Origin of the sequence: Vibrio sp. TH_r3 (assembly GCF_033101115.1) — a bacterium.
Lineage (GTDB): Bacteria > Pseudomonadota > Gammaproteobacteria > Enterobacterales > Vibrionaceae > Vibrio.
Map to the genome: position 1 here is coordinate 334,495 of NZ_JAWMPW010000001.1, position 21,858 is coordinate 356,352.

The 21,858-nt window shown below is 39.8% G+C and carries 17 protein-coding genes; 7 read left to right on the forward strand and 10 right to left on the reverse strand.

What is annotated here, in order from left to right:
* The first annotated feature begins 446 nt into the window (after window positions 1-446).
* On the forward strand, window positions 447-1,676 hold the full coding sequence (locus R3X26_RS01425) for a carbohydrate porin (RefSeq protein ID WP_317715331.1): 1,230 nt from the start codon (window positions 447-449) through the stop codon (window positions 1,674-1,676).
* 182 nt (window positions 1,677-1,858) lie between these two features.
* On the opposite strand, the gene R3X26_RS01430 is transcribed toward R3X26_RS01425, so the two are convergent.
* From R3X26_RS01430 to R3X26_RS01440, 3 genes are read right to left on the reverse strand one after another with little or no spacing between them, the layout of a single operon-like run.
* Window positions 1,859-2,704, reverse strand: coding sequence for an ABC transporter ATP-binding protein (locus R3X26_RS01430; RefSeq protein ID WP_317715332.1), 846 nt, complete (start codon window positions 2,702-2,704; stop codon window positions 1,859-1,861).
* A 20-nt stretch (window positions 2,705-2,724) separates the two neighbouring features.
* Window positions 2,725-3,693, reverse strand: coding sequence for an ABC transporter permease (locus tag R3X26_RS01435; protein WP_317715333.1), 969 nt, complete (start codon window positions 3,691-3,693; stop codon window positions 2,725-2,727).
* 48 nt (window positions 3,694-3,741) lie between these two features.
* Window positions 3,742-5,055: a CmpA/NrtA family ABC transporter substrate-binding protein gene (locus tag R3X26_RS01440; protein ID WP_317715539.1), complete on the reverse strand. Its 1,314-nt coding sequence runs from the start codon at window positions 5,053-5,055 to the stop codon at window positions 3,742-3,744.
* A gap of 869 nt (window positions 5,056-5,924) precedes the next feature.
* Between R3X26_RS01440 and R3X26_RS01445 the strand changes: the two genes are divergently transcribed.
* The gene (locus tag R3X26_RS01445) at window positions 5,925-7,427 is read left to right on the forward strand and encodes a coniferyl aldehyde dehydrogenase (RefSeq protein WP_317715334.1); all 1,503 of its coding nucleotides are present in this window, start codon (window positions 5,925-5,927) and stop codon (window positions 7,425-7,427) included.
* Between the two features lie 124 nt (window positions 7,428-7,551).
* On the opposite strand, the gene R3X26_RS01450 is transcribed toward R3X26_RS01445, so the two are convergent.
* Entirely contained in the window at window positions 7,552-8,505 is a 954-nt protein-coding gene (locus R3X26_RS01450) for a glycosyl transferase family protein (RefSeq protein ID WP_317715335.1), read from the reverse strand.
* A gap of 124 nt (window positions 8,506-8,629) precedes the next feature.
* The gene (locus R3X26_RS01455; RefSeq protein WP_317715336.1) at window positions 8,630-9,061 is read right to left on the reverse strand and encodes a cytochrome c; all 432 of its coding nucleotides are present in this window, start codon (window positions 9,059-9,061) and stop codon (window positions 8,630-8,632) included.
* 365 nt (window positions 9,062-9,426) lie between these two features.
* Between R3X26_RS01455 and R3X26_RS01460 the strand changes: the two genes are divergently transcribed.
* Window positions 9,427-10,050 (forward strand): cytochrome b/b6 domain-containing protein, encoded by a 624-nt coding sequence (locus R3X26_RS01460; RefSeq protein ID WP_317715337.1) that lies wholly within the window; start codon window positions 9,427-9,429, stop codon window positions 10,048-10,050.
* Between the two features lie 215 nt (window positions 10,051-10,265).
* Here R3X26_RS01460 and yddG read toward each other — a convergent pair whose 3' ends face one another.
* A complete protein-coding gene (gene yddG / locus R3X26_RS01465; protein WP_317715338.1) occupies window positions 10,266-11,153 on the reverse strand; it encodes an aromatic amino acid DMT transporter YddG in 888 nt (295 codons plus the stop codon).
* A gap of 176 nt (window positions 11,154-11,329) precedes the next feature.
* Window positions 11,330-12,511: an NnrS family protein gene (locus tag R3X26_RS01470; protein WP_317715339.1), complete on the reverse strand. Its 1,182-nt coding sequence runs from the start codon at window positions 12,509-12,511 to the stop codon at window positions 11,330-11,332.
* Between the two features lie 300 nt (window positions 12,512-12,811).
* Between R3X26_RS01470 and R3X26_RS01475 the strand changes: the two genes are divergently transcribed.
* Window positions 12,812-12,940 carry a hypothetical protein gene (locus R3X26_RS01475; RefSeq protein WP_317715340.1) on the forward strand — a complete coding sequence of 43 codons (129 nt, stop codon included), beginning with the start codon at window positions 12,812-12,814 and terminating at the stop codon, window positions 12,938-12,940.
* Between the two features lie 126 nt (window positions 12,941-13,066).
* On the opposite strand, the gene nifJ is transcribed toward R3X26_RS01475, so the two are convergent.
* Together nifJ and R3X26_RS01485 are read right to left on the reverse strand one after the other, a co-directional pair.
* On the reverse strand, window positions 13,067-16,678 hold the full coding sequence (gene nifJ / locus R3X26_RS01480; protein WP_317715341.1) for a pyruvate:ferredoxin (flavodoxin) oxidoreductase: 3,612 nt from the start codon (window positions 16,676-16,678) through the stop codon (window positions 13,067-13,069).
* 11 nt (window positions 16,679-16,689) lie between these two features.
* A complete protein-coding gene (locus R3X26_RS01485; protein WP_317715342.1) occupies window positions 16,690-18,318 on the reverse strand; it encodes an NAD(P)-binding protein in 1,629 nt (542 codons plus the stop codon).
* Window positions 18,319-18,899: 581 nt separating this feature from the next.
* Here R3X26_RS01485 and R3X26_RS01490 point away from each other — a divergent pair.
* Entirely contained in the window at window positions 18,900-19,760 is an 861-nt protein-coding gene (locus R3X26_RS01490) for a DMT family transporter (RefSeq protein ID WP_317715343.1), read from the forward strand.
* A 145-nt stretch (window positions 19,761-19,905) separates the two neighbouring features.
* Here the strand turns inward: R3X26_RS01490 and R3X26_RS01495 are convergent, their stop codons facing one another.
* Window positions 19,906-20,217 carry a hypothetical protein gene (locus R3X26_RS01495; RefSeq protein WP_317715344.1) on the reverse strand — a complete coding sequence of 104 codons (312 nt, stop codon included), beginning with the start codon at window positions 20,215-20,217 and terminating at the stop codon, window positions 19,906-19,908.
* A 121-nt stretch (window positions 20,218-20,338) separates the two neighbouring features.
* Between R3X26_RS01495 and R3X26_RS01500 the strand changes: the two genes are divergently transcribed.
* Together R3X26_RS01500 and R3X26_RS01505 are read left to right on the forward strand one after the other, a co-directional pair.
* Entirely contained in the window at window positions 20,339-21,229 is an 891-nt protein-coding gene (locus R3X26_RS01500) for an AraC family transcriptional regulator (RefSeq protein WP_317715345.1), read from the forward strand.
* 96 nt (window positions 21,230-21,325) lie between these two features.
* Window positions 21,326-21,715 carry an MAPEG family protein gene (locus R3X26_RS01505; RefSeq protein WP_317715346.1) on the forward strand — a complete coding sequence of 130 codons (390 nt, stop codon included), beginning with the start codon at window positions 21,326-21,328 and terminating at the stop codon, window positions 21,713-21,715.
* The last annotated feature ends 143 nt before the right edge of the window (window positions 21,716-21,858 follow it).

Consider the following 21,858-nt stretch of genomic DNA (forward strand, 5'->3'; position numbering starts at 1 on the left):
GAGTTTATTTTTTATCACCAAATTACACCACAAAACAAACACACTTAAAACAAACAGAAAATAAAAATGATTATTATTAAAAAGCAATGATTAGATTATAAATTTAATATACAACAATGAAAACCAAGCTAATTTTTCACAATAATGAAAGCTTTCAAAAAAATTAGTATTGCCAGATAATATATTGACATTATTTATGTGACATAAACGAATATATCTCATGAAATGAAAGCGATTACAAACATTCATATTATTCACTAATAGTTATGCAAATATATGATTTTTACAGCGTATCCGCTAATTACTAACAACTCCATCAATAGTATTTTGTTTCATCCCTAACACTGCAACAAAGTGTGTGACCTAACAAGAGCTTTTCACATGTTTCATTCCATAAACTCGCTACTGAAATAACAAAAAAAACCTACAAATTTTAAGGACTGATAATGAAAAACTTTAAGGTTTTATCTCTTGCCCTAGCAGTGGCATCCTCGCTTACTACATTTGGTACAGTAGCAGAAGAAATGGCATCAGAGAATCCAGTTACTATGGAAGCTCAGATTGCCGATTTACAAAAACTAATGGCAGACCAAACTAACGCGGTAAGATTCTTTGGTTATGCTCGTTACGGTGCAGTTTATCAAGCTGGTGATTCTCGCTATGTAGACATTGGTAGTACTGGCAAAACTGTTGGTCGCTTGGGTAACGAAGCAAACGGTGGTGAATTTGGTATTGCAAAAAAATACACAGCAGAAAATGATGCAGTATGGGATCTAGCCGTAATGGTTGAACACTGGTCAAATGACGATTGGGGCTCTGCTGGTGGCGTTAATTTGAAAAGATTCTATGCTGGCGCCTCTAATATCTTTGAATCTCAACCGGATATGTATGTATGGGCCGGTCGCGATTTTCACGCTCGTTTACAACAAGGTCTAAATGACTACTACGTGACGATTGAAGATGGTCAAGGTGGTGGGTTTAAAAATATGGACTTAGGTGGTGCAAGTTTTGACCTCGCTTTTGTCGGTGGCGTAGATGATAACGAAGGATCTCTTGGTAATGATAATGGCAAATATGCCATTACCAGTAAAGTAAAAGATATTGATGCTGGTTTTGCCGCCATTGATGCCTATGCACACTTCGGTTTTACCTCTGATAAAGATAGCAACATCGCAGGTGGAGACGCTGAGGATGCGACCGCTTTTTTAGTCGGTACTCAAATTAAGTTTTCTTCATCAAGCCTACACATTCGTTATGGTGACGGTGCTTCTAATTCGGTTCTAGGGGTAAATGGTTCAGATTACCAAACTCTTTATGTTACTTACGACGGTGGATTTAGCCCCGCTGATAACTGGAACATTGATTACTTGGCTGGTTTCTACAACCAATCTGGTGATGATATAACCGAACAAAATGAGTACAATCTGATTGTTCGTCCTCAATATCGTTGGGATGATATCCATTCTACGTGGCTAGAAGCTGGCTATGCTATGGTTGACCCTGATGAAGGCGATACAAGTGATGCCTGGAAACTAACGCTTTCTCAAAACATCTCTCTTGGTGGTCTGCCATGGAGTCGTCCAATGCTACGTTTCTACGGAACCGTTGGTGAAAAATCTGCAGATACAACAACTGATACAGTAAGTATTGGTGCGATGTTTGAAGCTTGGTGGTAATCAGATTAACGGTAAGCTGATTTGCAATAAGCTAATTAGTTGTAACTAATAAAAGTAAAAAGAGTACAAAGTGTACTCTTTTTACTTTTTCTATGGTAATAAACTGCTGGTAGTAGAACGCTTAGTTCCCACATAAAAAAGCCCTCTTTCGAGGGCAAAAGATGACAGGAATTCTATTCGCATTAAGCGGTTTTTGCTTCTGGCTGTGTTTTATTGGCTGACGCCGATGACGTTGGTAGAGGCTCCACTTTAACTTGCTTTTCATATAAGAAACGAAGTACCGACTGACGATATTTTTGATAGGTTGGATTATCCGCTAACTCAACGCGATTACGGGGTCGTGCAAGCTCAATATCTAACACTTCACCTATAGTTGCAGCGGGACCATTAGTCATCATTACAATCTTATCAGACAATAATACCGCTTCATCCACATCATGGGTGATCATAATTACGGTATTGTTTAACTCAGCTTGAATTTTCATCAACGAATCTTGTAGATGGGCACGGGTCAACGCATCAAGTGCGCCAAAGGGTTCATCCATTAAAAGCACTTTAGGTTTAAGCGCTAGCGCCCTTGCGATTCCCACACGCTGTTTCATACCACCGGAAATTTCAGAAGGCTTTTTATCAGAAGCATGCTGCATTTGAATCAATTCTAAGTAATGTTCTACTTGTTGTTTAATCCACGCTTTTGATTTTCCTTTTGCCACTTGTTTTACCGCTAATTCAACGTTTTGATACACGGTCAGCCATGGCAATAACGAATGATGTTGAAACACAACCGCCCTTTCAGGTCCTGGACCATCCACTTCTCGACCATCTAAAATCACACCGCCATCGGTGGCATTAAGCAAACCAGCGACCAAGTTTAGTACCGTCGACTTACCACAACCTGAATGGCCAATTAACGAAATAAACTCCCCTTGCTTAATATCTAAATTGACATCTTTTAAGGCAACAAATTCACCTTTAGGCGTTGGGAATCTCATTCCTAACTGGGTTAATTCTAAAAATACATTCGACATAATTACATTCCTTTTCCCAGTTATCTGAGCTCTTGGGTTTTATCCCACGAAAGTTTTTTCTGTATAGTTAGCATGCCTCTATCTAACAGCAAGCCAATAAAGCCAATGGTTATTACCGCAACCATAATTCTTCCTAATGATGCAGAGCTACCGTTTTGAAACTCATCCCAAACGAATTTTCCAAGTCCAGGATTTTGCGCCAACATTTCTGCCGCAATAAGCACCATCCATGCAATTCCTAGTGAAAGACGTAAACCAGTAAAAATCATCGGAATAGCAGAAGGTAGAACAATAGTACGAATATGTTGCCACCAAGATAACCTAAGTACTTTGCTTACGTTAATTAAGTCTTTATCAACGCTAGTTACCCCTACCGCAGTATTAATAAGCGTTGGCCATAAACTACATAATGCAACCGTTAATAACGAAGTAACAAAAGATTTAGGAACCATAGGGTCTGCGCTCACATAAGTGGCACTAACCACCATGGTCACAATAGGGAGCCATGCTAAAGGAGAAACAGGCTTTAATAGCTGAATCACTGGATTAAAGGCTTGGTAAAGCCCTTGGTTTAACCCAAGCACAATACCAAGTGGAATCGCTATGACAGAAGCTAATATGAATCCTGCCGATACCGTAATTAAGCTAGTTACTATCTGGTCAAAAAATGTCGGTTTACCCGTATATGGCCTAATTTTCACTTTAGCATCGGGGTTCTTAGCCAGTTTAGCGGCGTTACGAACCTCTTGTCGTTCAATAAACGCCACGCCTTTTTCTCGTTCAGCAAAATGTTCATCAATAAGATTCACGAATTGCGTGTACGTCTGTACAGGGCCAGGAAGCGCTCCTAATGACGTTTGCACTTGTTTCGCCGACATATGCCAAACTAGCAAGAACAGAATAAAACCCAATATAGGATACACAACCAACTTTGAATGATTTGCCATTAACTTTTTACTGGGCAAGATAGAAATAACATTGCTAGACATAACGACTCCTTAGCCTAAAATTCATCTAAATTTAAATTGCAATTAAAGTTAGACTTTATCTGCGCCTTTAAGACCAATTGAGAACTTCTGTAAGTAATCGTTTGGTTTGCTTCCGTCGTACACTACATCATCAATAAAGTGAGTTTGTGGTGCCCTAAAGCCATCTTCAGAATCAAACTTTGGAAAGTCTTTCGCTTCTAAAACACCGTCTTCAATAAGCGCTTCTGCTGCATCTTGATACACATCTGGGCGATAAACTTCTTTAGCGATATCCATATACCATTGGTCAGATTTTTCTTCAGGGATTTGTCCCCAACGACGCATTTGAGTTAAATACCAAATCGCATCACTGTAATAAGGAAAAGTTGCGTTATAACGGAAAAATACGTTGAAATCAGGTACAGCGCGTTTATCGCCTTTCTCATATTCAAATGTTCCAGTCATACTATTTGCAATAACTTCTACATCCGCTCCGACATACTCACTTCTAGCCAGCATTTCTACTGCTTCATCACGGTTGGCATTATCATTCTCATCTAACCAAGCCGCCGCGCGAATCAATGCTTTTACTACACGAATGTGCGTATTAGGATATTTTTCCGCCCATGTTTTCGATACACCGAACACTTTTTCTGGGTTGTTTTTCCAAATTTCATAATCGGTAACAACCGGAACACCAATGTTTTTGAATACAGCTTGTTGGTTCCATGGTTCGCCCACGCAATAACCTTGTATAGTACCTGCCTCCATCGTTGCTGGCATTTGCGGTGGTGGCGTAACAGATAACATTACATCGGCATCTAATTGGCCGCTATTATCCCCCGATTCAGGCGCATAATAGCCAGGATGAATGCCTCCCGCCGCTAACCAATAACGTAACTCATAGTTATGAGTTGAAACCGGGAATACCATTCCCATGTTAAAAGGCTTTCCTTCATCCTGATAACTGGTTACTACCGGTTTTAGCGCATCCGCTTTAATAGGATGTACTGGTTTTCCATCGGGTTGCATTTCTAAATAAGGCTTCATCTGCTCCCAAGTATCATTCGATACTGTTATCGCATTACCATTCAAATCCATACTAAATGCGGTAATAACTTCTGCTTGAGTACCAATACCAATGGTTGCTCCTAACGGTTGACCTGCCAACATATGGGCACCATCCAGTTCACCATCAATAACTCGGTCTAACAGCACTTTCCAATTTGCTTGAGCTTCAAGCGTGACATACAACCCTTCATCTTCGAAAAAACCTTTTTCATAAGCAACCGCTAAAGGAGCCATGTCGGTAAGCTTAATAAAACCAAATTTAAGCTCATCAATTTCAGGTTCTCCTACTTCTGCCCAGGCGCTGCTCACCATACAAGATGCCGACAATGCTATCCCTGTTGCAATACCGACTGCTTTTCTAATTGCTGATTTGTTGTACATTTGAAATCTCCATTTCACTACTTGCTTATATTGGGTTCGGAAAACACTGCGTATTTTTACTTGGTAATCCATCCGAATATCATGATTTTGTTTATCGATTTATCTTGGTGAAAATCGTGCTAAATTTTGTTGCTTCTAATCTAGACATATCAAGGAGCATGCCAAGTGCATTTTTTTGTTTAATATCAGTCAATTAATCTACATTTTAATAAACTCAGATTTTTTGTGCGCATGTTATTAGTGCACCACGCACCAATGTTATCAAAATGTTATAATCCTAAAGTGGTAGTTGGGTAGGTAGAATATTTCAATAAAAAAAGGCCAAAATAATGGCTAAAATCCGCTACTTTTTAGCGCAAAAAATAGGGCATTACATTCGATATTTTGAGTGATTTTCGTGCAACTATTGAACGGGATGAGTATTTAATACTGACCAATTAATGAAACAAGATCGATTCACGGTAAAACACAACGTCAACATTCTATTCAGTGTCAAATAAACATCTTAATGTGATTAGAATCTCTTTACTTATGTAATCTTGTTGATAATATCTTATAAAACGTGACTTGACGTACCTTCAAATAGATAAGTTCCATTATAATTAACACGAGGGAAGTTATGATTAGGAAAACACGCAAAGCACAGCTGAAACGCTGTCGTGGTCGTTTTTGGAAAGCGGCAACTAAGAAAAACTAATCTTCAACGTAGGGCTAGCTCAGTTAGCCCTTTTTAGTGTCCTCATGTTAAACCCAGTTGCCTGTTCACATATCACTCACTTCCAGCGCTAAAGAGAATACGTATGCCTCCATCTTCAAAAGAGATAGCAAATACCCGTAACAAGCAACTTATTCATCTATTTACACAGCAAAAAAACCATTTTAACCAATATCCTTTGCCTTCTTTGCAACAAAGGTTGCAGCAATTAAAAGCGTTAAAATGCGCTGTCCTTAAACATAAAGCTGAGTTAGTCCAAGCAATGAGTGAAGATTTTGGTCATCGTTCTAAGACTGACAGCTTAATTGGTGATATTTTCCCGGTGATCAGCCAGATAAATTACACAATAAAAAACCTCAAAAAATGGATGAAATCAAGCAAACGTAAAGCAGGTTTGCTACTTACTCCAGCAAAAATCAGGGTTGAATATCAGCCCAAAGGGGTTATCGGTATTATTGCACCATGGAATTTTCCGATCATGTTAGCGTTAAGCCCACTGGTCACTTCGATTGCAGCGGGTAATCGCTCTATGATCAAGGTTTCTGAATTCACGCCAGCCACTAATAAGGTATTGAGTTCATTAATTGGCTCAGTATTTTCAACCAATCATGTTGCGATTGTTGAAGGCGACGTTGATGTGGCAACTTCATTTACCGCGCTTGATTTTGATCACCTATTTTTTACTGGTTCAACGACGGTAGGCAAGCACGTAATGCGAGCAGCTGCGAATAATCTCACCCCAGTTACCTTAGAATTGGGCGGTAAATCACCCGTTATTGTTGCCGATGATATATCGATAGAAACCGCCGTCGAAAGGATTATTTATGGTAAGTGTTTAAATGCCGGACAAATTTGTGTATCGCCAGATTACGTACTTTGTCCATTGGATAAAATGGAGCAATTTATCCAAGCTTACCAAAATAAATTTCAAATTCTGTACCCAGATTTCGCCAATAATGATGACTACAGCCAGATAATCAATATGAAACAAGCACAACGGCTAAGTACATTATTACAAGATGCAGTGGATAAAGGAGCGAAGGTATATTCAGCAGATACAATGGGTGAATGCGATACAGGTGAAATTCTAACTACTTTGGACAACAAGGACAGTACGGATATCATCAGTCAATCCCAAAGCTACCTTAATAAAAAGTGGCCTACTCAAATACTAGTCAATGTAAATGATGATATGCATATTATGCAACAGGAAGTGTTTGGACCAATATTACCCATCATTAGCTATCAATCATTATCAGAGGCTATTGACTACGTGAATAGTCACCCAAGACCATTGGCACTCTATTTGATGAGCTACGATAAAAATACCCAGACTCAAGTACTACAAAAAACTCATTCCGGTGGAGTATGTATCAATGACACCGTCTTTCACGTTGCTGCGGAAGATGCTCCGTTTGGAGGAATAGGTGATTCAGGAATGGGACATTATCATGGTATCGAGGGTTTTAAGACCATGAGTCACGCTAAGACAGTCTTACAAAGAGGGCAGTTTAATAGTGGCAAATTCATTCAACCGCCCTATAACAAGCTAATACAGAAACTAATCCTAGCCTTTTTTATTCGCTAACTTTTCTCTACTTGTATTTTGGTTAGCAACTTTAAATTAAATCTAACTATGGCTTAAGCTCTAATAACAACAAGGAGCTAACTAACAGCAGTAATAGCAACAAACACCCAAGCCATTGTAAGATTTACTTTATTTCAGCCCAAGCTGACCACATGTTGTACGCCTTGTCATAAGCTTCATCTCTTACATTGATTTCGGCAAACAAAACAGCGGACAAGGTCGCTACCACAGTATTAGCGAGCAAGTTGCTCTCACTATGTGGTGTATCGAGCAAGGGATGATCCGTAACCGGGATATCAGACAACATACTTTCTGGCCAGTAATGCGAACTCACACCATCACTATCGCTCTTCCAGACCGTTTGACTCACTTTAGGGTTGTATTCAGATTCACCAGACTGTCCTTTAAAAGAAATAACAGCGTGTTTACTTAACCCGACACTTTGTTCTACTTCTGCGTGTAATTGTTGGTACCCCGGGTGAAAACTTCCACGGATACCGTATTTAGCCTTGCCTGGGTTCAGTGCTCTTACCACTGTATTCATTGGCGTTCTTAAGCCATATCGGTTTTTCCAATTAAGCATAACTACCGCTTGTGGCGCAAAATTCTCTAAAGAAAGGTAAGCAATATTATGTTGTGCAAGTAACATTTTTGCGTGTTCTGCATCTTTAGCCTGAGGAATATCAAGTTGATGCAAATACGTTTTGGCATGCTCTCGAGTTGAACTTTCTTCTAAATATCCGTGTAGCAACACTTTATAACCATTATCAGCCAATATTTTTGCCGCTATAATGTGCCAAGGCTTGCCAGCACTGGCTCTTTTACCTGCGTAGCAAGGCCAATCAATATCGGCACCCACATCTGGCATCTTAGTTTGAAAAGCTTTTACGAAACCAGCAATTTCATCATGGGTTTCATTCTGGACTCTAATTAGCATCATCAACATTGCCATCTGGTCATCACCAATTTGGCCATCTAAATATTCATCCATCACCTGATATGCTTGGTCGAAAGTCAGCGGTTTTCTACCTCTCTCCCCTCTACCAACGGTGCGAATACACTCAAGAATCGTACTCATGTTGTTCCTTGCTTTAGTTTATCGAAACTGATTTTTTAACATTTAATCCATAAACAAATAAGCCGTCAATACACTATTTAATTGGTATTGACGGCTTATTTAATCAATCAACGGGCTAATATAACTATTTTTTATTACGATATTTACGATGGCAACCTTTGCAGGTACTGGTTGCATCTTTAAATCCTGCCACCAACATGGCTTGATCTTGTGCTTTAGCTCCAGCATAAAAATCTTGGAAGCCTTGGTCGAGTTTATTTAGTCGCTCAGTAAAATCATCCATATTGGTCCAAACGGCTTTCTTAGCATTACTGCCTTCTTGACTACCTTCTGGAAATAATGTTTTTAGGCTAGATGAGTGCATGGATAATGTTTCACCCAACATTTCCAATTTTGTATAATCAAATTCACCGCTTTTTAACATACCACCAGCGGCTTTTACGTTGTCTTGAATTCCATTATAAGCATCTTGACGAGCAGCAATTTCAGTATCAAAATTTGCAGCACTCGCTGAGACAGAAACGAGCATGATAAGGCTTAATAATTGTTTCTTCACATTGACTTCCTCCATGTTGCTGACTGGTCCATTATCACTTGTATCTGCAAACTAGCAAACTAACCTCTCAGCAAAAGTGCAATACTGAGATGAAAAAGTGCCAACCAACACTGCTGCGCTTCAAGTAAAAACAGGAACAATAAGCTGTTTATTATTTATACATAGTGACACAATTCTGCGGTTTGTGTAAATATGTGTAAGGAAACTGTACGTTTTACCTTTATGTTAATAACATTAGACAATTTTCAAGCTAATGTATAGTTTTCAGACCATTAGATAGCATTTGAAATGTTATACAATTGTCAAAGCATAAGACAGCTTTCCAAGTATAATTTACTTAAATTTACCTATATAAGGAATATAAGATGAAAGTGTGGGATTTACCAACAAGGCTCTATCACTGGATCCAAGCGCTACTCTTTTCTGGACTCGCTTATACTGGTATCACTGGAGAAGGCCCTCATGTTTACTTAGGTTTATCTCTGTTTACTCTATTAATTTGGCGACTATGTTGGGGAGCAGTTGGCAGCGACACCAGCCGTTTCTCCACTTTTATACGTTCTCCATTGGCTGTAATAGAGTACTTTAAAGGGAATTATGTAGAGAAACCTGGTCACAATCCAGCTGGCGGCTACATGGCTCTGGTTATGATCTTAGCATTATTACTTCAGTGCTTAACCGGACTGGCTTTAGCGGGTTATCTCGATCCTCTTCCGGGTTCAACCGTTTGGCTTAATGATGACATCTTCGACGTCTGTGTTTTTATCCATGAAAATTTGATTGACGGCCTGTTTATTCTTGTTGGCTTACATATTTTTGCCATTATTGTTTATAAATTACGTAACAAGCCACTAGTGAAAGCAATGATTACTGGCTATCAAGCAGAAAACAATATTACGGTAACATTAAAATCAAACCGTCGAGCTATTATTGTGTTAATTATCGCGATAGGCATAACGGCGGGAATATATACATTATCCATGGAATAACTCCTTCTATTCCATGGTGCGTACTACTTTCTACCAAGATAAATTTTATCTACCAACATACGATTTTTCTACAAGCGAAGAATATTTTTATCAACAACAGATACGACCAAGGTACAAGGAAGTAATATTGGTCGTGGTTAGTCTTACAATCCGGCTGATGCGGAACTATTCCCTGACACAAATAACCTTATCTGTATTAGTCAGTCTTTGATTGACTAATTGTTTTCCTTGGTTACCCACCAACACATAAAAGAACCAATTGTCACCAAAACAACGCCTTGCCAAAAAGTAGCAGTGATAGCGATCCCTAAAATAATGATTGAAAAGACGGTTGATAAAATTGGCGTGAAGTAAGACAGCGTAGCTAAAAACAGCATGTTGCCGCCGATAATAGCAATATTCCACAGCGCATACCCGCTCCCCATCACAATAGCGGTAACAAGTAGGTTAAGTGAGGATTCAAGAGTAAAAATCAATGGTGGTTGATCTGAAGAAAAATAATGAACCCAAAGCACGATGCTAGTAAAGATAAAAAACAGAGTAATACCGTTGTAGCCATTCGATAGCTTCTTGGTCACATTGCAATATATTGCCCAGATAAAAGCGCCTGCCAATGCCAATGTATAAGCAAGCGGATTGGTTGCTACATTGGCGGTAAATTGACTAATAGAAAGCCCTTCGTCTCCCGTTAAGCTCCAAACCACACCAACAAAAGAAAGTAAAATACTTGGATAAATTAGCCAGCTTACTTTCTTGTTACTAACAAAAACCGCCAATAATACGGTTAATGAAGGCCAAAGATAATTTATCACCGCCATTTCAATGGTTTGATGTCGGTCATTGGCAAACCCTAATGCCAAGGAAAAACACACCTCATAAGCAGCAAATAGCCCACCAGCAATAACAATGTTTTTCCATCCCAACAAACGAAACTTGGGAATACCAATGGTAAAATAAAGCAATACTGAAGCCACAGTGTAAATTAAAGCCGCACCACCAACAGCACCGAACTGTTCAGCAACACTTCGGGTTAAACCAACCAAGCATGCCCAAAGTAAAATGGCAATAATCCCTAACAAGGTATGTTTATACTTAACTAGCAAACTGAGCCCTTCCTAAACTAACCAATTTTTATGGCTACAACCAAAATTGGCAACAAGAAACCTATTACAGTAAGACTCGCATAAAGTTATCAAAATCACTAGCTTAAATAACAAAACACCTTGCTAGATGGAGTAATTATTTATTCACTGTACTTTTATTATTGCTTCGGTGTATTTTACCCTGGATGACCATCAACACGAGGTGTCATTAACATAACAGCAAAATAGTAAACGAACATTGAAAAGGCAAACGTCCACAACACAGCAGTAATATTAACTAATAATAATAAATGTTCTGGTGATAGCGCGACGCCAAAACTTCGTATTAAACCAGCAACGAATAACGCTAAAAACGCTGGCCACATTCTAGGTCCTTGATATATTGCTCGACCGGTGTGCCCCATACTCACTCGACAAATCATCGCCAATATCAAACCTGCAAGCGCACCAATTGCAAACAAATGAATCATACTATGCTCGAAGAATCCATCACTTAACCCGCTGGCCAGTAGACCAATAGGGATACAGATATAAGCAGCATGCAAAGACCAGACAAGCGGCTCACTTAACGTTCTCCATGGCTTCCAACGAGCAAATCGAATAGTTTGAAACAAAGCTCCAATAAGCATGAATGCTTGTGAAAGTTGTTGATTTACTATTGGGAAAAAACTCAAAACAAATAACATCACCAATGGAAGGTTAGCACCAATATCTAACCACAATTTTGGCTGTGCTTTTTCAAAACCAAATTTACGCGCGGTAAAAAAAGGAATCACTCGCCCGCCCATTACCGATAAAAGCAATATAAACCACCATAACATGGCTTGCCACACGGCTAAGGCTGTAAATGGAGGTAATCCTTTAATGGTGGCATAACTAGCAAAGTTGGCAATAAGAGCCAAAACAAACAACGGAACGAAAAATAAGTTCTTCCATCCTTTTGATTTTACGACTCTAAAACCAACTTCATACGTCACGGTAGCAAGAAAGATCGCCTCTATTATCGAAATAACCCACAACGGTGTCTCAGTCCAAAATAACACTCGGGGTAACGCCCAAAGAGCAACCACTATGCCTAAACGAGTACTTTTCGTGCCGTTTATTCCAGTCCAAGTTTGCACTGCTGTTAAAACGAAACCCGCCACTATTGCCATGGCAAAACCGAACAACATTTCATGCACATGCCACCATAGAGCGGGAACATTAAGTGCTTCTGGTTGGCCATGTTGAAAGGCACTAACCCAAATGATGATGGAGAAGATGGCGTAAATGGAGCCAAAAAGGAAAAATGGACGAAAACCCAGTCTAAATAATGGTGTGATTTTCTGTTCTTTACTGTTATCGGTAATATTTAACAAGCTACAACCTTACTATTTAAAACATCTAAGCTGTAACAGCAGTATATGTGCCAATAAAAACCACTCAATAGAAATATAATTTAATATATAAAATTCAATTACTTATAATAAAATATAATTGGGTTACTTATAGTATAAAATGTCTAATTGACAAGCATGAAGTGTCAATTAGACTACAACTGTTGTCTATTTGACAATATAACTTCATGTAACGGGATGATTTTCAATAACAATCAAGCAGTTAACGTATGGCACGAATACTGCTTTTATAGTGCATGACATCGTTAGCAAGGTAGCGTAATGAACCCTAATTTATCGGCTCTATTAAAATCAGTTATTATCATCTTTACTTTATATTGGTTGGCAGTTTACGCAGCGATCCTACCTGAACTGGTTTACGTTTTTGCACTTAAAATTGGTATTTTTTAAAGGCTTTGATTGTAAGAACACCAAAACACAACCAATCAACTTTAAGGCATTATTGCGGTAACAGGTTAGAAAAAAGGGCCTTACGGCCCTTAGTAATAAATAATTTAGCTCGGCATAATTGGCTCATCACTTATTTGTGGCGAGCTCTACGTGCGGAGCTACGCTACCTGAACGTCGAGTAGCAAGCTCCTCATATAATTGCCACTTCCTTTGCGCCACTTCTTGCGCTTGTTCAGTGATTCTATCTGCCATTTCAGGGTCACTTCGCTGCAATACTTGGTATCTTGCCTCATTCATTCGGTATTCTTTGAGCGACCTTGTAGGTCGTAAAGAATCTAATGAAAATGGATTGATATCCACGTCTCTCAATGCTGGGTTATAACGGAATAAAGGCCAGTGTCCGGATTGAACCGCAAGTTGTTGCTGGCGTAATCCATCTTCCATATTAATACCATGAGCGATACAGTGACTGTATGCGATCACAATGGATGGACCACGATACGACTCTGCTTCACGCATTGCTAACAAAGTTTGTTGCGGATCACCACCAAGTGCGACACGCGCCACGTACACATTATTATAAGCTATCGCTTGCATTGCGATATCTTTCTTGGTGGCTTGTTTTCCGGCGGCAGCAAATTTCGCAACGGCCCCTAGAGGGGTCGATTTCGACATCTGTCCACCCGTATTGGAATATACTTCGGTATCCATAACCAGTACGTTAACGTCCGTACCGCTTGCCAATACATGGTCAAGCCCTCCAGAGCCAATATCGTAAGCCCAACCATCTCCGCCCACAATCCAAATGGATCGACGCACCAACTGCTCGGCGACAGAAATAAGATTGCGCGCCGATTCTGAATTAACTTGTTGCAGCTCACTTTTGAGAGTATTAACTCGCTTGATTTGCGCTTGAATATCAGACTCGGTCAGCTGAGTAGCGTTAAGTAATTGGTCCACTAACAGTGGGTCCAAGTGTTGTCGGTTTTCAATCAACAGTTGTTCAGCCAATTCATACTGCTTAACCGCTGCCAATCTAAAACCAAAGCCAAATTCTGCATTATCTTCAAATAATGAATTAGACCAAGCAGGACCTCGACCATTGTCGTTAACCGACCAAGGTGTCGTCGGCAAGTTACCACCATAAATGGAGGAACACCCTGTTGCATTCGCTACCATTAACCGGTCACCAAACAGTTGAGACATTAACTTAAGATAAGGCGTTTCACCACAACCAGAACAAGCACCGGAGAACTCAAATAAAGGTTGCAAGAACTGCACCCCTCGAACATGGGAGAAATCCACTCTGGAACGATCGTTGTAAGCAATTTTCTCAAAGAAGGACAAACTTGCCACTTCCTGTTCCATGTAAGGTGCTTTTAGTTGCATATTAATCGCTTTGCGTGGTTGCAATTCTGCTTCTACTTCGCTCTCTTTATTTTGCTCAGTAATGGCAGGACAAGCATCAACACATAAGCCACATCCGGTGCAATCTTCGGCATATACTTGCAAGGTATAGCGAATTTCAGGGAAACCTCTTGCGCTAATATGAGCAGATTTAAACCCTTCTGGTGCTTGCTCAAGCATCGATTTATCATAAAATTTGGCGCGAATAGCGGCATGTGGGCAGACTATGCTGCAGTTACCACATTGAATACACTGATCGGCTTGCCAAATTGGAATTTTTTGCGCGATATTCCGTTTCTCCCACTGAGTGGTACCAGAAGGGTACGTCCCGTCATTTGGCAATTGTGACACAGGAATTAAATCCCCTTCTCCTGCCATCATTTTCGCCGTTACGTGTTTCACAAAATCAGGAGCTTTATCAGAGACAAATGTAATTTCAGATTCTGTTGCGCTGACTTTGTCGGGAACATCAATTCGGTGCAAATTAGCCAACGCCTGATCAACCGCTAAGAAGTTTTTCTTAACTAATTCTGGCCCTTTCTTAGCATATGTTTTCTCAATCGCTTTCTTGATTTTTTCAATCGCTTGCTGTTTTTCCAAAACACCAGATAAAGCAAAAAAGCAGGTTTGCATGATGGTATTAGTTCGGTTGCCCATTCCGGTTTGGCGCGCAACTTTATACCCATCAATGACATAGAATTTCATCTTATTATTAATAAGTTGTTGTTGCATTCTAGCGGGCAACGAATCCCATACCTTTTCTTTGTCAACAGATGAGTTTAGTAAGAAAGTCGAATTTTCTGCTGCCTTAGCCAACATATCGGTTTTTTCAACAAAGGTTTGTTGATGGCAAGCAATAAAGTTGGCTGATTGAATCAAATATGGGCTGTTAATTTCATGGTGACCAAACCTCAAATGAGATTCAGTTTGTGATCCTGATTTTTTAGAATCATAGACAAAATATCCTTGCGCAAAATAATCTGGATCATCACCAATAATCTTAATGGTATTCTTATTCGCACCTACGGTTCCGTCCGATCCTAATCCATAAAACATGGCTCGAACCACTTCACTCGGCTCTATGTCAAAGCTGTGGTCGACTTGAAGATTAGAAAAACCAACATCGTCAACAATACCGACCGTAAAGTGATTTTTTTGTTCACGTTGAGGATTATCGAATACCGCTTTTGCCATTGCAGGAGTAAATTCCTTACTAGATAAGCCATATCGACCCGCTAATACCTTAGGCATTCCCGCTAAGTTGTCTACTTGTTCCATTAAGGCAGTGATAATATCTTGATACAGTGGATCCGCCGTTGCGCTTGGCTCTTTGGTTCGATCCAGCACAGTAATAACCTTCACTGAGTCAGGCAACTCTGCTAATAGGTGTTGAGTTGATAAAGGACGATACAGTCGTACTTGCAATACCGCGACCTTTTGGCCTCTTGCTACTAGATAATCGACGGTTTCTTTGAGTGTTTCTACTCCAGACCCCATAGCAATAACCACGTGTTCGGCATCTTGCGAACCATATAGCTCCAATAATTTATAGTGACGTCCAGTTAATTCGCCAAACTTATCCATGCATTGTTGTACGATAGCAGGCGTTGCGGCATAAAATGGATTGACGGTTTCTCGTGCTTGAAAATACACATCGGGGTTTTGTGCCGTACCACGAATAAAAGGTGTATCAGGACTTAACCCTCTATTTCGATGCGCACGAACTAGTTCATCGGAAATCATTTCTCTTACAACTTCATCAGCAATCAGGTTGATTTTATTGACTTCATGGGAGGTACGAAATCCATCAAAGAAATGGATAAAAGGCACTCTCGCCGACAACGTAGCAGTGTGAGCGATAAGTGCCATATCATGTGCTTCTTGTACCGATGATGCCGCAAGTAAAGCAAACCCTGTTCCTCTGGCAGCCATAATATCTTGATGATCGCCAAATATTGATAGCCCTTGCGCGGCTAATGAACGAGCAGCGACATGGAATACACAGGCGGTTAACTCTCCTGCGATTTTGTACATATTAGGCAACATCAACATTAACCCTTGGGACGCGGTAAACGTTGTGGTTAAGGCGCCACTTTGAAGCGCACCATGTACCGTACCTGCCGCACCACCTTCACTTTGCATTTCTGCAATGAGAGGAATATTACCCCAAATATTTCGCCTATCCTCTGCCGCCCACTGATCGGCAAATTCTGCCATTGTCGATGATGGAGTGATGGGATAAATCGCACAAACTTCACTGACACGGTATGCAACATGTGCAGCGGCTTCGTTACCATCGCAAGTATGCATTACTAAATTTTTATCATTCATACGGTTACTCCCTACTTCACTTCAGCCGCGACCATTTCAATCGCATGACATGGACATTGTGTGTAGCAGGCTTCGCAACCCGTGCACTTATTGTAATCAATCGAATAGCCTTTTCCCTGACCATTGGAGCTTATTGCTCCATAAGGGCAAGCACCTAAACAGCCATCACATTCAAAACAGTTACCACAGGAGTAACAACGCTGTGACTCAAATAATGCTTCGGCTTCTGTCAGTCCACCTACTACCTCGTTAAATGAACGAGTTCGAATATCCGGTGCTACCGCAGGTTGTTCTTTTTGATCTGCATCGGTTTTATACCAAAGATGCAATTGGTCAAATTTGATCAATGGACTGGTTGATGCCTTAGAAAACGCTCGTCCAGTTAAGAAGCCATTGATATGTGCAGCGGCTTTTTTACCATGGCCAACCGCAATAGTGACCGTTCTGTCACTCGGCACCATATCGCCACCAGCAAATAACCCAGGATAGCCGGTCATCATTTGATCATTCACCATCAATGTTCCGTCTGCTTTATGTTCTACACCTGGAATATTACGCGTGATTTTTGTATCTATATTTTGCCCTAACGCTAGAATCAGAGAATCGGCTTCAATCATCTCATATTGCCCTGTTGGACTCGGACGGCCATCTACTATTTGCATTTTTTCTAAGGTAAATTTACAACCATCTATATTGTTAATGGTTCTCAACCAGTGGAATTTAATCCCTTCTTCCATCGCTTCCACACATTCAAAATCGTGTGCAGGCATTAGTTCTCTATTGCGACGATAAATAATCATTACTTCTGCACCTAAACGCTTAGCGGTTCGAGCCGCGTCCATTGCAGTATTGCCTCCACCATACACTGCTACCCGCCGTCCTAACTGAGGTGGTTCGCCCATTTCTATATTGCGTAAATAGGTAACAGCATCAATTGCGATGCCTGGATCATCACTTGGTATATCAATTCCCCTACCAACATGCGCACCAATCGCAAGAAAAACCGCATCAAACTGACCTTTCACCTTGGCTGCTAACAAATCGTCCACTTTACTGTTCAGAGCAATGTTAATTCCCATCGCTTGGATTCGATTAATTTCCTGATTCAATATTTCTCTAGGTAATCGATAGGCTGGAATACCAAAATGCATCATACCGCCCGCCATCGGCCCCGCTTCTTGGATTTCTACATCATGGCCAAATCGCTTTAAATGGTATGCGGTCGCTAACCCACTAGGCCCAGCACCCACTACCAATACTCTTTTTCCGGTTGGTTTTGCCTCAAATCGAATCGGCCACTTTTGCTCAATGGCTAGATCCCCAAGATAACGCTCTACCGCGTGAATACTCACAGATTGATCGACATACGTTCTGTTACAGGCGGTTTCACATGGGTGATAACAGACTCGACCATGAATCGCTGGAAGTGGATTATTTAACACTAATTCCTGAAACGCTTCTTCATAACGCTCTTCTTGAGCCAGTGATAACCATTTTTGAATGTTACTACCCGTTGGACAGGCATGATTGCAAGGGGGTAAAGAGTTAGAATAGATGGGAAACTTAGTGCGAACCGGACCCGATCCTTTTTTAACCGTAAGATCAGGTGGTAGAGTCATATCCTTTAATGAGTTGCTCATTCTGTACTACCTTATTGAGTTGGGTAAAAACGCTATCTTAATCAGTTGAATAAAAGTGCTATTTTTATCTATCAAGTAAAAATGCTATCTATTTCAGTCGAGTAAAATGATAGAGGTGTCACTACTTTTTTAGTTAAGGTGTTGTCGCGTACAATTAAAAACGAAAACCATCAAGAATACTTCTCATTCCCATATTAGTCTTTGTTTTTATTGACTTTAATTTCAGGTTTTTTACCTGTTAGCAGTAGTCACTATAGACCCGATGACAAAAAATTTTTGTGGAGATGGTCAATTACTGAGCGTATTAGTAGAGGTGAGTTTTCAAAAAAGAGAGGTTGGTTTACCTGTGAAAATCATTGACTAACTCGTCATATTGGAAGTGCCGCTATAACTAGAAATATAACCGTTATGAAAAGTATCGCTATATTAGAAAGGAGTAACAACATTGGTCAAATGCAGCCATAAACAGTACGTAATACCGACTGCATATATCTAAATCATATATATTGGAACACCTTAAACTAGATAGACATCTCAAAACACGTAGTATTGCGTTACTTCCTATTTATAAAGTACTCAACGTGACAACCATTATTTATACCATAATCGCAATGTGTGCCTTTGCGGCAAATTCTATCTTATGTCGTATCGCACTACTTGAAGGGCAGATTGATGCAGGTTCATTTACTATTATACGTATAGTTTCGGGTGCCATTACTTTAATAGCTATTTGGCTGATCGCTAAAAAACCCAGTGAAACAAAGCTGATCAGCGATAAAAAATCATTCCTGACCTCATCAATATCTCTCTTCATTTATGCGCTGTTGTTTTCATTCGCTTATATCAAACTAGGCACGGGCACGGGCGCACTTATCTTATTCGGTATTGTGCAATTAAGTATGCTCACTTTCCATATTGTCAAAGGGAATCGCTTAACCTTTTTTGAATGGGTAGGAATCGCCGTTGCTGTCACTGGATTTCTTATTTTACTGCTACCATCAGCTACTCGACCTGATTTATTTTCAGCATTATTGATGGGAATCTCTGGCCTAAGTTGGGCAATATTTACCTTACAAGGTAAACGTTCTGGCGAACCTTTACGCTCCACCACTCAAGGTTTTATGGGCAGTGCTGCACTGTCTGTTATTTGTTTACCTTGGTTAATTGATCTTGAATCCATCAACCAAACCGGCATGTGGTTAGCCGTCATATCGGGTGCAGTAACTTCAGCTTTAGGTTATGTCATTTGGTACAGTGCTCTACGAGGATTAACGGTATTGTCTGCGTCTATTGTGCAATTATCGGTACCTGCAATCGCTTTAGTTGGAGGGTTGTTTATCGTATCAGAACCGTTATCTATGAATATTATTCTATCAACGGCTTGTATTCTAGGTGGTATCGCCCTGGTATTTCTTTCGCAAAAGCAGCTGTCGCGTAAATAATTCCCACGTAAACATTTGCTACACAGATAAGTGCCATACAGATAATAGCCATGAAAACAACTATCGAAAAATAGCGGTTAATTAGCAGATAAAAAAGAGGATGCTAACTAAGCATCCTCAAAGGGGACCAACCCTTAAATAAAATCTAAAGAGCCAAAAACAACAGTATTAATGGAATAATAAGCAAATAAGCCTCTAAACCACGCTCAACCAATCTTGCATATATCCCTTTGGTTAACATTGCCAACTTAATTCCAAATTCAACCAACATTCGATCGCGATTCAGTATCAATTGTGGATTGATATGTTTCTTGGTCAATTTGATATGCTTATTGGTAAAACTCTCGCTTACTCTATTCGAACAATTTTTTGCATACGTTCGGTTTACCGAACACACGTTATTATTAGTATGGAAGCTACTTTCAATAGACAGTCTTGGCTTAATTGATTGGCTCATTATTCTTGCTCCTTAACCTCAATATAAAGCCAATTATATTGGGACAGTCACAAAACTAAATACCAGTTCTGGTATATATAATATGCTAAATGGAAATGATACATTTTATTTGGATAGAATAATGATTGAGAAAAACCAGCATAAATTTCAGGCAAAAGAAAATTTATTTGCAAGCGAACAACTAGCAAAACAGTGTTCCGGCGTTAACGCTCCACTCAATTACTCTCGTACATTAGGGGTATCTCAAAACTGGATTGGTTGCGGATACATCCATAAACCGGGGATAGAAACAGAACACATCAACGTCGAATTTCCATTCTATTCTCTGGTTTATGTCATTAAAGGTGAAGGAAGTTATACCGATGAAAAAGGCAAACACTTCCCGCTCAGTGCCGGATGTGTTTTTCAACGTAGACCTAAAATGAAACACACCACGGTGGTCAAACCCGCAAGTGATTGGCAAGAGTATTATTTGGACTGTAATAGTGAGTTATATGAACATTTATGTAATATGGGCTTAATCAATAAACATATCGCCGTTTACAACAATGTCTCTTATCCCGATGCCCAACAACATATTGAATCTTTAATGGATCGATTACAAAACGCCAATCAAGAGGAGGTCTTTGATGCTTATTTGATTTTCCTTAACATCATTAGACATTTACTTACATTCCAAGATGAGAGTGCTGTTCCAAATGATATGATCGCGGAAAGTATCGCTGATTTTGATCGGCTCTATGCCATTCGATTCGACTTAAAACAGTACTGCGCAGATAAAGGTTGGGGATATGAAAAATTTAGGAAAGCCTTCAAAAAACAGCTTGGTGTATCTCCGAAAGACTACCTTATCCGAAAAAGAATGGACCAAGCTTGTCGATTGTTAAGATCCACAAAAAAACGTATCTCAGTTATTTCAATCGAACTTGGCTATGCATCCCAATACGAATTTTCTAATCAATTCCATAAAACATTTAATCTCGCACCCAAACATTATAGAGAAGGAATATAACAAAAGGAAAATCGGAAAAACAAAAATAAAAGGGAAATGATAAACAAACTCGTTTATTCTAGCCTCCTATTCAATGGTTAAATAGTGGAGTTAATAATGATTACGGCTTTGTATGCATCACTTCTTATGTTGTTAATAATATGGTTAACATTTGAAGTAATCAAACAACGTAGAAGTGGCCAAGTTGCCTACGCAGATGGCGGAGTAAAAGCCCTCCAAATTGCCCGTTCAGCACATGGTAATGCAATAGAAACCATCCCTATTTCACTTATTTTAATGATGTTGCTAGAATTCAATGACGGTTCAATCTATCTAATCCATATAGCAGGATTATTACTTCTTGTCGGACGTACTTTACACGGCACAGGCATTTTAAAAGAGAACATGGCAAAAAGAAAATTCGGTATGATCATTACCCTACTGAGTCAAGTGATGCTTGTAATATGTAATCTTATTTATCTTCCTTATGGCCAGCTTGTTGGTTAAATCATCACCTACTGATAACACTCTGTACCCGCAGTTGCATTGTCCAACTGCGGATCCTTTCACCAATAACGATTCAATCCCCCTCTTACGCGACGGCATTATCATTCACTACAATCGTTTAGTTTTTACCACCACACCAATTA

Excerpts from the sequence above, each read along its gene's own strand:
- R3X26_RS01425 (WP_317715331.1), top strand. The coding sequence starts at position 447 with ATGAAAAACTTTAAGGTTTTATCTCTTGCCCTAGCAGTGGCATCCTCG.
- R3X26_RS01430 (WP_317715332.1), bottom strand. The coding sequence starts at position 2,704 with ATGTCGAATGTATTTTTAGAATTAACCCAGTTAGGAATGAGATTCCCA.
- R3X26_RS01435 (WP_317715333.1), bottom strand. The coding sequence starts at position 3,693 with ATGTCTAGCAATGTTATTTCTATCTTGCCCAGTAAAAAGTTAATGGCA.
- R3X26_RS01440 (WP_317715539.1), bottom strand. The coding sequence starts at position 5,055 with ATGGTGAGCAGCGCCTGGGCAGAAGTAGGAGAACCTGAAATTGATGAG.
- R3X26_RS01445 (WP_317715334.1), top strand. The coding sequence starts at position 5,925 with ATGCCTCCATCTTCAAAAGAGATAGCAAATACCCGTAACAAGCAACTT.
- R3X26_RS01450 (WP_317715335.1), bottom strand. The coding sequence starts at position 8,505 with ATGAGTACGATTCTTGAGTGTATTCGCACCGTTGGTAGAGGGGAGAGA.
- R3X26_RS01460 (WP_317715337.1), top strand. The coding sequence starts at position 9,427 with ATGAAAGTGTGGGATTTACCAACAAGGCTCTATCACTGGATCCAAGCG.
- R3X26_RS01475 (WP_317715340.1), top strand. The coding sequence starts at position 12,812 with ATGAACCCTAATTTATCGGCTCTATTAAAATCAGTTATTATCATCTTT.
- nifJ (WP_317715341.1), bottom strand. The coding sequence starts at position 16,678 with ATGAATGATAAAAATTTAGTAATGCATACTTGCGATGGTAACGAAGCC.
- R3X26_RS01485 (WP_317715342.1), bottom strand. The coding sequence starts at position 18,318 with ATGAGCAACTCATTAAAGGATATGACTCTACCACCTGATCTTACGGTT.
- R3X26_RS01495 (WP_317715344.1), bottom strand. The coding sequence starts at position 20,217 with ATGAGCCAATCAATTAAGCCAAGACTGTCTATTGAAAGTAGCTTCCAT.
- R3X26_RS01500 (WP_317715345.1), top strand. The coding sequence starts at position 20,339 with ATGATTGAGAAAAACCAGCATAAATTTCAGGCAAAAGAAAATTTATTT.
- R3X26_RS01505 (WP_317715346.1), top strand. The coding sequence starts at position 21,326 with ATGATTACGGCTTTGTATGCATCACTTCTTATGTTGTTAATAATATGG.